Here is an 11,189-nt window from a genome sequence, read left to right as displayed (position 1 = left end):
GCGCGAATCACTTACGGCGCTTGGGCACGTGCGGCCGGTACGGCGACACCGTCGGCTCGCCGTCCAGCCAGAAGCGCCACGGGAACGCGACGCCGTCACCGCCGGCGCCGCTGACGCCGACCCGCGGGCCGGTCCGCACCCGGCCGCCGTCGACCGGCGGGCCCGGGAGCAGCTGCGTCGGCGAGTCGGCAACGCACAGGTCGGCGCCGTTGTCGGGACGGCCGAGACCCAGGGCGGACGTCAGACGGGCCGGGCCGCGGGCGTACTCGCGCGCCGTCCGCGCGGACAGCCGCCGGGACGCCGCCAGCGCGGGGCCCTCGATCACCTCGCCGGCCCGCAGCAGCACCGCCGTCGCCGTCCCGTCGACGTCGCACACCACGTTGGCGCAGAAGTGCATGCCGTAGGTGAAGTAGACGTAGAGGTGGCCGGCCGGCCCGAACATGACGTCGTTGCGCGGGGTGCGGCCGCGGAAGGCGTGCGAGCCCGGATCGTCGGCGCCCTGGTACGCCTCGACCTCGGTCAGCCGCACCGCCACCGTCCCCTCCGGCGTCGTGTGCCGCAGCACGCTGCCGAGGAGGTCGGGTGCCACCTCGAGGCCGGGCCGGGCCAGGAACGCGCGGTCGATCGTCGCCGTCTCCACCGCGCCAGTATCGACGACGGCGTCAGGCCGGCGGCAGCGGGACGCGCAGGCTCACCGTGCCCTGGAGGTCCAGCCACGCCGCGTCGGGCGCCCGGACCAGCCGCAGGATGACGTGCTCGCAGCTCGGGCAGCGCGCCACCCAGCCCTGCGCGTGGCCGTACACCCGCAGGTCCGCGACCCGGCGGGTGTCGCCGCAGCTCACACAGCGTCCGGTGGCGGCGGTGACGTCGACGGCGAACAGCTCGGCGAGCGGGCCGGCCAGGGCGTTGCCGTCCTGGTAGTCGTCAGTCATGTCAGTCTCCTGTCGGGCCGAACCGCTCGGTGCGGATGCGGCGCGGGTCGTGGCCCAGTCCGACCAGCGTGTTCGCCACCTTCTCGACGAACCCGGTCGGGCCGCAGACGAAGCACGTCGGCTCGAACTGCGGCGGCCAGCCGTACAGCTCGAGGTCGGCGGGGCCGATGCGGCCCGGCGTGCGCACGGACCCGGCCGGCGCCGACCGGGTGAACAGCGTGGCGATGTCGAGCCCGCCGTCGTCGCGGGCGGCTCGGCGCAGTTCGGACGCGTAGAACTGGTCGGACGGCGAGCGGACGGAGTGGATGAGCCGGAACGGCGCCCGGCTGCGCGCGTCGCGCCGGGACCGGACCATCGCCATCAGCGGGACGATGCCCGACCCACCCGCCACCAGCAGCGCCGGCGCCGTCCGCGACGGGTGCCAGACGAACCAGCCGCCGACCGGGCCGCGCAGCTCGACCGGGTCGCCGACGGCGAACGTGTCCGTCAGGTACTCCGACACCTCACCGTTGTTCACCCGTTGAACGGTGAGCTCGACGCGGTCGCCGTCGGCCGGCGCGGCCAGCGAGTAGCTGCGCTGGGTGCTGTAACCGTCCTCGTCGGTCAGCCGGACGTCGACGTGCTGCCCGGGCACGTGGCCGGGCCAGCCGGGGACGTCGAGCAGCAACGTCCGGGCGGTCGCGGTCTCGGTGCGGATGCCGGCGAGGGTCGCGACGCGCCACTCGAGGCGGGCGTTCAATCGCCCGCGTAGCGCTGCTCGCGCCACGGGTCACCGTAGTTGTGGTAGCCGACGCTCTCCCAGAACCCCGGCTCGTCGAACTCGAGCAGCTGCAGGCCGCGCACCCACTTCGCCGACTTCCAGAAGTACAGGTGCGGCACCAGCAGCCGGGCCGGACCGCCGTGCTGCGGCGCCAGCTCGGAGCCCTCGAACTCGTAGACGACCCACGCCCTGCCGTCGAGTAGGTCCTCGAGCGGCAGGTTCGTCGTGTAGCCCCCGTAGCAGTGCACCAGCGCGTAGTCGGCCGTCGTGTCGACGTCCTCCATCAGCAGGTCCAGCGACACCCCGCGCCAGGACGTGGCCAACTTGGACCACTTCGTGACGCAGTGGATGTCGACCGTCGGCTCCTCGGCCGGCAGCTCGAGCAGCTCGTCCCACGTCCACCGGTACTCCTGGCCGGTCTCGCTGGCGATGGTGAACTCCCACCGGTCCAGCGAGATGTTCGGCGTCGGCCCGGCGGACAGCACCGGGAAGTCCTCGGTCAGGTACTGCCCCGGCGGCAGCTGGACGTCAGCGTCGTGCCTTCTCCTCCGGAACCCCGGAGACACGATCCCCATCGTTCCACCCCGTTTCCCTCGCGCCTGCGGGCGCGCCCTCCCACCCTGGGCACATGGTCCTCTCACCCAGGTCCTGAGTCCAGAGCATTCGCGAGGTCGGTTCGTCAGGTACCGAACTCGGCCCGCACGCCCAGGAGCCGGACCGGGCGGTGGTCGGTGAACCGGGCCAGCGCCACCAGCGCGGCCGCGGCGAGCGCGTCGGCGTCGCTCGTGGGCTCGGCCAGCTTGTGGCCGTGGGTGGAGGTGAAGAACGGGGCATGGCGGACCTTGACGACGACGCGGACGGCCGGGCGGCCCTCGGCGACCACCTCGCCGGCGACCTCGTGCGCCAGCCTGGCGACCTCGCGGGCGACCTCGTCCCAGTCGTCGAGGTCGTGCTGGTAGGTGAACTCCTTGCCGCGCGACCTGGCCAGCCAGGGCTCGCCGCTGACCCGCGCCGACGCGACACCCCGGGCCACGCGGACCAGCCACGGCCCGATGGTGGGGCCGAACCGCTTGGCGACGTCGTCGGGGTGGGTGGTGGCGAGGTCGCGGACGGTGTGGATGCCGAGCTCGGCCAGCTTCTTCGCCGTCTTCGCGCCGACGCCCCACAGCGCGTCCGTCGAGCTCTCGCCCAGCACGTCGAACCAGGAGTCGTAGGTGAGCGTGGCGACGCCGGCCGGCTTGCCGAACCCGGTGGCCAGCTTGGCCTGCAGTTTGTTCTCGCCGATGCCGACGGTGCAGTCGAGGTCGGTGGCCGCGCGGACGCGGCGCTGGATGCTCCGCGCCGTCGTCTCGGGGTCGTGGTCGCCGACGTCGAGGAACGCCTCGTCCCAGCCGAGCACCTCGACGGTGCCGAACTCGCGCAGCGTCTGCATGACGTCGGCGGAGACGGCCTCGTAGGCGGGTTTGTCGACCGGCAGGAAGACGGCGTCGGGGCAGCGTTTCAGCGCCGTGCGCAGCGGCAGGCCGGAGTGCACGCCGAACGCGCGGGCCTCGTACGACGCGGTGGCGACGACGCCGCGCTTGGACGGGTCGCCGTCGCCGCCGACGACGACCGGGCGGCCGGCCAGCTCGGGACGGCGCAGCACCTCGACGGCAGCGATGAACTGGTCGAGGTCGACGTGCAGGACCCAGCGGGACACGTGGCCATTCTGGCCCGGCGCACTGACAGGGTGGGGTCAGCGGGCGGGATCCTGCGGGTCGGCGGGGTCCGTCGGGTCCTGCGGGTCCGTGGGGTCCTGCGGGTCGATGGGGTCCTGCGGGTCGGCCTGGTCGGCGGCGTCGGCCTGGTCGGGCTGGTCGGCGGGGTCGGCCGGCTCGGCCGGGTGGTCGGTGGCGGCGCGCCAGACGTCGTCCGCCGCGGGCCGCTCGTCCGCGACGGGGAGAGGGTCGGCGCTGTCCTTCCCGACGGCCGCGCCGCTGGCGTCGTACTCGACCTCGCCGGCCGGGTCTGGCCCGGCACCGAGCGTGCCGGCGACCGGGAACCGCTCCGCGTCGTCGAGGTGATCGTCGTGGCGTGCGGGTGCGCCGCCGAGGAAGTCGCGGATGCGCTGGCCGTACGCCGTCGCCTTCGAGGGGTCGACGGGGAAGGTGACGTCCTCGACGATGCGGGCGAAGGTGTCGCGGACCTTCGCCGTGCCGGCGTTGGTGGCGGCGCCGCCGAGGATGGAGCCGACCTGGTCCTGCACCGACGTGATGGTGTCGCCGACGAACTCGCGGATGCCGGAGTCGTGGACCGGGCAGCGCGGCAGCACCGACTTCGCCGGGCGGACCAGCCGCTGCCGCCGTCGCCACGCCGGATCGTGCAGGTACGCCTGGCCGTCGACCGCGTACCGGCAGATCAGCCCCTCGAACGCCAGCGCGTCGAGGTCGTCGGACATGGCGGCCGTCGGGTGCTCGTCGAACCGCAACGCCCACAGCCGGCCGTTCACCACCGCGGCGTTGTCGACCGCGCGGCCCTCGTCGTCGAGGACCGTGGGCAGGTAGGCCCAGGTGTAGGCGGCGGTCAGCGACAACCGGGCCACCCGCTCGTCCTGGACGTCGCCCGGCTGGATGGTCCTGGGACTGTGCGCCATGGTCGGCTCCTTCATGTGCTCCGTCGGCTGCTTCGAATCTACGTCAGCTCCGGCCGGTGGAACGGGTCTAGGCTCGACGAAGGAGCAGTTCGAGGGGGCGGTCGCCATGACCGGACAAGTCGTACACTTCGAGATCCCCGCCGACGACGTCGAGCGGGCCCGCGGGTTCTACCGCGACGCCTTCGGCTGGGACGTCACGCCCATGCCGGACGTCGACTACACGATGGTCTCCACCACCCCGGTCGACGAGGCCGGGCGGCCCAAGGAGGCGGGCGCCATCAACGGCGGCATGTTCACCCGCGACGCCGACCGCCCCGGCCCCATCGTCACCATCGGCGTCGACGACGTCGACGCGGCACTGGCGGCGGTGCAGCGACTGGGCGGAGCGGTGGTCCTGCCGAAGGCCGAGGTCATGGGCATGGGGTACGCGGCCTACTTCCGCGACAGCGAGGGCAACGTGCTCGGCCTCTGGCAGGCCGGCGGGCGCTGACACGCCCGGGTCTCCTGGGCGACGGGGCTCGCTGGGGCTCTTCGGTGGTCGCCGCTGGCCGGGTCGGCGCCCCTGTTCGCCGGGATGCGGGGGCCGGGCTGTCCGCCGGATGTGCGGACGCCGGCCCCGGGTGTGACGGAGGCGCGTCCCGGCCGCTGAGCTCGGCTGGGACGCCCAGGTAGCGGCACCGCCGGTTCGGCAGCAGCCGCTCTGCGCCGACCGCTAGGCACCGGCCACTCGGCGGCGGTTCGACAGCGGCACCTCGGCGCCGGCGGCACGACAGCGGCGGTTCGGAAGCGGTAGTCGACCGCGGCAGCTCGGCGCAGGCAACACCCCCCGGCTGGTCCGACCGCGGCTCCCAGCACGCCCGAATACTTGAGCCAGAGCGCACCTCCAGCGGACGTGGCCCTCGGCGGACGTGGCCCCCAGCGGGTCGGTGGCGGCCGACGGGCGGGCGGATCGGCCGATGAGGGCCCATGCCCCGCCAACGGCGGGCACGGAAGGCCCGCGACCACCGTGGCGAAGGGCGGCCCACCCGCATGGCGCAGACCCCGCCCGGAAACGCGGGTCCACCGCGAAGGGCCGCCACGCCGCGAACCGCGACCCCACGCAGAAGCACGACTCCACCGCAGAGCCCGGCCCCACCGCAGAAAGCCGTCCACCGCACGGTGGCCCCATCGCGGGGCGCGGGCCCCGCCCCGAAGCGCGGGCCCACCGCGAAGGCGCCGCCACGCCGCGAACCGCGACCCCACCCAGAAGCGCGGCTCCACCGCAGAGCGCGCCCCCCGCATTTGAGCGGTCCACCGCACAGGGCGGCCCCGGCGACAGGCGGCCAGAGCGACCACACGCGGTCACGGCCGCGGAGCGAGCGGCGACAGCGGCAGCAGCGACGGCGACCGCCCTTGCCGACGGGACTAAACCGGTATAGGCTCCGATCCTAAACCGGTTTAGCAGCAGCAACCGCCAACGGAGGCGCCCGCCGATGCCCACCGAACGACCCACCATCGCCGACGTCGCGGAGCGGGCGGGCGTGAGCAAGGGGCTGGTGTCGTTCGCGCTGAACGACCGGCCGGGCGTCGCGCCGCAGACGAGGGAGCGGATCCTCGCAGCGGCCCGCGAGCTGGGCTGGCAGCCGAGCCTGCGTGCCCGCGCGCTCTCGGTGAACCGGGCGTTCGCGCTGGGCCTGGTCATCACCCGCGACCCGGAGATCATCACCGGCGACCCCTTCTACCCGTCGTTCATCGCGGGCGTGGAACGCGAACTGGCGCCGGCCGGCCAGGCACTGGTCCTGAGCGTCGTCCCGGACGAGGAGGCCGAGCTGGCCGCGTACCGGAAGCTGGTCGCGGACCGCAGGGTCGACGGCATCTTCATCACCGACCTCCGGCACGACGACGCCCGTATCGCGCTCGCCGAGGAGCTGGGCGTCCCCGCCGTCACGCTCGGCCGGCCGGAAGGGCCGTCGCCGTTTCCAGCGGTGTCGATGGACGACCGGGCCGGCATCGAGGCCGCCGTCGACCACTTGGTGGGGCTCGGCCACCGCAGCATCGCGCACGTCGCCGGTCCGGCCCGCATGCTGCACGGCAGCCGCCGCCGGAAGGCGTTCGAGGACGCGATGGCACGGGCGGGCCTGCGGGCGACGATGGTCGTCGAGACGGACTTCCGGGCGGCGGACGGCGCCCGGGCGACGCGCGACCTGCTCGCCCGCCACGAGGACCCGACCGCCATCGTCTACGCGAACGACCCGATGGCGATCGCCGGGCTCGGATTCGCGCAACGGGCCGGGCTGCGCGTGCCGGAGCACCTCTCGATCACCGGATTCGACGGCAGCGACATCGCCGAGCACATCTACCCCGCGCTCAGCACCGTGGCCACCGACGCGGTCAGCTGGGGCGCCGTCGCCGCACGGGTGCTGCTGCAGGAGATCGCCGGCGAGAACCCCGGCGACACCGACCTGCCGCCCGCGCGGTTCGTCCCCCGCGAATCGACCGGCCGGCGACCCGAACCACCCACCCGGCGGCCCAGAACCTGACCGGGCCGGACGCCGGCGGTGGCCCGGCCCGGCCCGCCAGCGATCCGAACCAGGACCCAGGCCGGGCCCCAGGCCAGGAGACCAGACGAAGAAGCCGAACCACCCGGGCGAGGCACCGACCCACCCGGACGACAGAAGGAGACGACCGTGCAACGACGCACCCGAGTCACCGCCGCGGTGCTGGCCGCGGCCGGCCTGCTCACCGTCGCGGCCTGCGGCGGCGATGACGACGACGCGGCCACCGGCGGCGACGGCGCTGACGGCGGCCGCGGCGACATCACCATCTGGTACTCGAACAACGAGGCCGAGGTCGCGTGGGGCGAGCAGATGGTGGAGGCCTGGAACGCCGAGCACCCGGACGAGCAGATCGAGGCGCAGGAGATCCCGGCCGGCGCCAGCAGCGAGGAGGTCATCGGCGCCGCCATCACCGCGGGCAACGCGCCGTGCCTGATCTTCAACACCGCGCCCGTGGCGGTCCCCGACTTCGAGCGGCAGGGCGGCCTCGTGTCGCTGTCCGGCTTCGACGACGGCGACAGCTACGTCGAGGAGCGCAGCGGCGACATCGCCGGGCAGTACCAGTCGGCTAGCGGCGAGTACTTCCAGCTGCCGTGGAAGTCGAACCCGGTGATGATCTTCTACAACAAGGCCATGTTCGCCGCCGCCGGCCTCGACCCGGAGAACCCACCGCTGGGCACGCACGACGAGTTCCTCCAGACCGCACGCACGCTGGTGGAGTCGGGCGCCGCGCCGAAGGCGATCTGGCCGGCCCCGACCAGCGAGTTCTTCCAGAACTGGTTCGACTTCTACCCGCTCTACGCGGCCGAGACGGGCGGCACGCCGCTGGTCGAGGACGGCGCGGCGACGTTCGCCGACGACGCCGGGCAGAGCGTCGCGGAGTTCTGGAAGACGCTCTACGACGAGGGCCTGGCCAGCCGCGAGGCGTACCAGGGCGACTCGTTCGCCGACGGCCAGGCGGCCATGGCGATCGTCGGCCCGTGGGCGATCAGCGTCTACGGCGAGAACATCGACTGGGGCGCCGTCCCGGTCCCGACGTCCGCCGGCACCGCGCCGGAGGAGACCTACACGTTCAGCGACGCCAAGAACATCGGCCTCTACACCGCGTGCGAGAACCAGGCGACGGCGTGGGACGTGCTGAAGTTCGCGACCAGCGAGGAGCAGGACGGCCTGCTGCTGGAGATGACCGGCCAGATGCCGATGCGCCAGGACCTCCCCGGCACCTACCCGGACTACTTCGCCGCCAACCCGGCGTACGAGGCGTTCGGCGACCAGGCGGCCCGCACGGTCGAGGTGCCGAACATCCCGAACTCCGTCGCCGTGTGGCAGACGCTGCGCGACGCGTGGTCGCAGTCGGTGATCTTCGGCGAGGGCGACCTCCAGGACGCGCTGCAGGGCGCCGCCGACGAGATCGACGGCCTGGCCGGCCAGTCCTGACGGGCGGCCGGGTATGACGGTCGTCGACTCGGGGGCGCGGGCGGGCGGTGCGTCGCCGCCCGCCCGGCACCAGAAGAACGCGCGGCGACAGCGCGGACGCGTGCTGGGCCGCAACCCGTCCGGGCTGCTGTTCAGCGCGCCGTACCTGGCGTACGTGCTGGTCGTGTTCGCGGTGCCGCTGGGCTTCGCGGTGTGGATGTCGTTCCACGACTACTTCTTCGCCGCGCCCGGCGCCGACGTCGACCGCCCCTTCGTCGGGTTCGACAACTACACGAACGTCCTCGCCGACCCGGACGTGCGCCGCTCGTTCGTCAACATCGGCGTCTTCCTGGTCATCAACGTGCCGCTGACGGTGGTGCTGTCGCTGGTGCTGGCGACCCTGCTCAACCAGGTGGTGCGCGGACGGGTGTTCCTGCGGGTCGGCTTCTACGTCCCGTACGTGACGGCGTCGGTGGCGGTGGTGGGCGTGTGGCTGTTCCTGTTCAGCGGGAACGGACTGGTCAACGAGGTGCTGGGGCCGCTGGCGCCGGACCCGCCGTGGCTGATCAACTCGTTCTGGGCGATGCCGTCGATCGCGTTCTTCGTCACCTGGAAGCAGCTGGGCTTCTACATCCTGCTGTACCTGGCGGCGTTGCAGAACGTCCCGAAGGAGCTGTACGAGGCGGCCGCGACGGACGGGGCGGGCCGGTTGCGGACGTTCTGGTCGGTGACGGTGCCGGCGGTGCGGCCGGCGACGGTGCTGGTGCTGCTGCTGTCGACGATCATCGGCGCGAACCTGTTCACCGAGCCGTACCTGCTGACGGGCGGCGGCGGCCCGAACGGCGCGTCGGCGTCGCCGGTGCTGATCATGTACCAGCGCGGCATCGAGCAGGGCGCGCCCGGCGTGGCCGCGGCCATCGGCGTGATCCTGGTGCTGCTGGTGCTGCTGGTGGCGTGGCTGCAGCGGCGCTTCGTCGGAGGTGGTGAGTCGTGAACCGGCGCGCCACGGTGACGAGGTACGTCGTGCTCGGCGTCGGAGCCCTGGCCTTCCTCTTCCCCTTCTACTACATGGTCGTCGGGTCGTTGCAGACCGCGCCCGACCCCACCCCGGCCGGCGCGTTCCCGGACCCGTCGAACCTGACGCTGGACAACTACGCCGCGATCGACGGGCGCATCGACCTGCTGCAGGGGCTGGTGAACTCGGGCATCTTCACCGGCGGGGTGATCCTCGGGACGGTCGTGTTCGGCGTGCTGGCCGGGTACGCGCTGGCGGTGCTGCGGTGGCGCGGCCGCGGGACGACGTTCGCGCTGGCCCTGCTGGTGCAGGTGGTGCCGTTCCAGCTGCTGATGATCCCGCTCTACGTGCTGATCGCCCGCGACTACGGGCTGGCCGACAGCTACCTCGGGATGATCCTGCCGTTCGCGATCAACTCGACCGCGGTGATCGTGTTCCGCCAGTACTTCCTGCAACTGCCCCGCGAACTGTTCGACGCGGCGGCTGTGGACGGAGCGGGCGATCTGCGGACCCTGTGGAACGTCGCGTTGCCGCTGGTCCGGCCGGTGCTGCTGACGGTCGTCCTGATCACGTTCATCGGGCCGTGGAACGAGTTCCTGTGGCCGTTCCTCATCACCAAGGACCAGTCGATGCAGCCGCTGGCGGTGTCGCTGGCCAACTACATCAGCAACGTGGCGGCGTCGGCGGCCAACCCGTTCGGCGCCGTGCTGGCCGGCGCCGTCGTGCTGGCGGCGCCCGCCGTCGTCCTGTTCATCGTCTTCCAGCGCTACTTCACCAGCACGAACCTCGATTCCGGCGTGAAAGGCTAGGCATGCCCGTCTCCACCACCGTCCCGTACACGCTGACCCGCCTCGGGGTCGTCATGGCCCCGCTCGACGGCGACCCGCTCGAGGCCGAGGGGGTGCTCAACCCGGCCTCCGGCCGCGACCCGGACGGCGTCCTGTACCTGCTCCCCCGGCTGGTCGCGGCGGGCAACGTGTCGCGGGTCGGCCTCGCCCGCGTGGTCGTCGACGACGACGGCGTGCCGGTCGGCGTGGCGCGCGAGGGCGTCGTCCTGGAGCCGGACCGGGCGTGGGAGCGCGGCGCCGCCCACAGCGGCGTCGAGGACCCGCGGATCACCTGGATCGACGCGCTCGGGCTGCACGTCATGACGTACGTCGCGTACGGCCCGCTGGGGCCGCGCACGGCGCTGGCGGTGTCGGACGACCTGCGGACGTGGCGGCGGCTCGGCCCGGCGCTGTTCGCGTACGACGACGACCTCGACGTCGACCTCAACCTGTTCCACAACAAGGACACCGTGTTCTTCCCGACGCCGGTGACGTCGCCGTCCGGGATCGAGAGCCTGGCCGTGCTGCACCGGCCGATGTGGGATCTCGGCGAGATCCGCCCCGGTCAGGGCGTCGTGCTGCCACGCGGCGTCACCGACGACCGGCACAGCGTCTGGATCTCGTACGTGCCGCTGGCGTCGGTCCGCGACGACGTCGTGAACCTCGTCCACTGGCGCGAGCACCGCTTCCTCGCCGGCCCGGAGTACCCGTTCGAGGAGCTGAAGATCGGCGGCGGGCCGGCGCCGCTGCGGGTCCCCGAGGGCTGGCTGCTGCTGCACCACGGCGTCACCGGCGTGCTCGCGTCGGGCATCGCGCAGCAGCAGCGGGTCAACTACGCCGCCGGCGCCCTGCTGCTCGACGCCGACGACCCGTCCGTCGTGCTGGCCCGGACGCCGGAACCGCTGCTGGCGCCGGAGACCGACGACGAGCGCAGCGGCATCGTGCCGAACGTCGTCTTCCCCACCGCGATCGAGGAGATCGGCGGCGTGCACTACGTCTTCTACGGCATGGCCGACAGCAAGATCGGCGTCGCCCGGCTGGACCGCACAGAACACTCCCCCGGCACCTGACCT

12 protein-coding genes are annotated in these 11,189 nt (G+C 73.0%); 6 read left to right on the top strand and 6 right to left on the bottom strand.

Going from position 1 to position 11,189, the window contains the following annotated elements:
• Positions 1-7: 7 nt before the first annotated feature.
• The 6 genes from BLV02_RS10150 to BLV02_RS10125 all read right to left on the bottom strand — a co-directional run bounded on the left by BLV02_RS10150 (position 8) and on the right by BLV02_RS10125 (position 4,324).
• Positions 8-640, bottom strand: a complete 633-nt coding sequence (locus BLV02_RS10150; protein WP_069115423.1) for a DNA-3-methyladenine glycosylase — start codon at positions 638-640, stop codon at positions 8-10.
• A gap of 22 nt (positions 641-662) precedes the next feature.
• Complete coding sequence (locus tag BLV02_RS10145) at positions 663-932, bottom strand: DUF6510 family protein (protein WP_069115424.1); 270 nt, start codon at positions 930-932, stop codon at positions 663-665.
• Position 933: 1 nt separating this feature from the next.
• On the bottom strand, positions 934-1,698 hold the full coding sequence (locus tag BLV02_RS10140; protein WP_069115425.1) for an FAD-binding oxidoreductase: 765 nt from the start codon (positions 1,696-1,698) through the stop codon (positions 934-936).
• Positions 1,668-2,267: a sulfite oxidase-like oxidoreductase gene (locus BLV02_RS10135; RefSeq protein WP_069115426.1), complete on the bottom strand. Its 600-nt coding sequence runs from the start codon at positions 2,265-2,267 to the stop codon at positions 1,668-1,670. Before BLV02_RS10135 ends, BLV02_RS10140 begins: the two co-directional genes overlap by 31 nt.
• A 104-nt stretch (positions 2,268-2,371) precedes the next feature.
• Positions 2,372-3,391, bottom strand: coding sequence for a DNA polymerase IV (locus BLV02_RS10130; RefSeq protein ID WP_069115427.1), 1,020 nt, complete (start codon positions 3,389-3,391; stop codon positions 2,372-2,374).
• A gap of 36 nt (positions 3,392-3,427) precedes the next feature.
• Positions 3,428-4,324, bottom strand: coding sequence for a hypothetical protein (locus tag BLV02_RS10125; protein WP_141711909.1), 897 nt, complete (start codon positions 4,322-4,324; stop codon positions 3,428-3,430).
• Between the two features lie 106 nt (positions 4,325-4,430).
• On the opposite strand from BLV02_RS10125, the gene BLV02_RS10120 reads away from it, so the two are divergent.
• From BLV02_RS10120 to BLV02_RS10095, 6 genes are all read left to right on the top strand, one after another.
• A complete protein-coding gene (locus BLV02_RS10120) occupies positions 4,431-4,814 on the top strand; it encodes a VOC family protein (protein WP_069115429.1) in 384 nt (127 codons plus the stop codon).
• Between the two features lie 982 nt (positions 4,815-5,796).
• Positions 5,797-6,843, top strand: a complete 1,047-nt coding sequence (locus BLV02_RS10115; protein ID WP_069115430.1) for a LacI family DNA-binding transcriptional regulator — start codon at positions 5,797-5,799, stop codon at positions 6,841-6,843.
• 147 nt (positions 6,844-6,990) lie between these two features.
• The gene (locus BLV02_RS10110) at positions 6,991-8,295 is read left to right on the top strand and encodes an extracellular solute-binding protein (RefSeq protein WP_069115431.1); all 1,305 of its coding nucleotides are present in this window, start codon (positions 6,991-6,993) and stop codon (positions 8,293-8,295) included.
• 13 nt (positions 8,296-8,308) lie between these two features.
• Complete coding sequence (locus tag BLV02_RS10105; RefSeq protein WP_069115432.1) at positions 8,309-9,268, top strand: carbohydrate ABC transporter permease; 960 nt, start codon at positions 8,309-8,311, stop codon at positions 9,266-9,268.
• Positions 9,265-10,098 carry a carbohydrate ABC transporter permease gene (locus tag BLV02_RS10100; protein WP_069115433.1) on the top strand — a complete coding sequence of 278 codons (834 nt, stop codon included), beginning with the start codon at positions 9,265-9,267 and terminating at the stop codon, positions 10,096-10,098. The genes BLV02_RS10105 and BLV02_RS10100 overlap by 4 nt, the downstream gene beginning before the upstream one ends.
• Positions 10,099-10,100: 2 nt before the next feature.
• Positions 10,101-11,186 carry a glycoside hydrolase family 130 protein gene (locus BLV02_RS10095; RefSeq protein WP_069115434.1) on the top strand — a complete coding sequence of 362 codons (1,086 nt, stop codon included), beginning with the start codon at positions 10,101-10,103 and terminating at the stop codon, positions 11,184-11,186.
• The last annotated feature ends 3 nt before the right edge of the window (positions 11,187-11,189 follow it).

It is taken from the genome of Jiangella alba (genome assembly GCF_900106035.1).
Taxonomy (GTDB): Bacteria; Actinomycetota; Actinomycetes; order Jiangellales; family Jiangellaceae; genus Jiangella; species Jiangella alba.
Note: the sequence above shows the minus strand (reverse complement) of the source record. Positions and strands in the feature narration are given on the sequence as shown.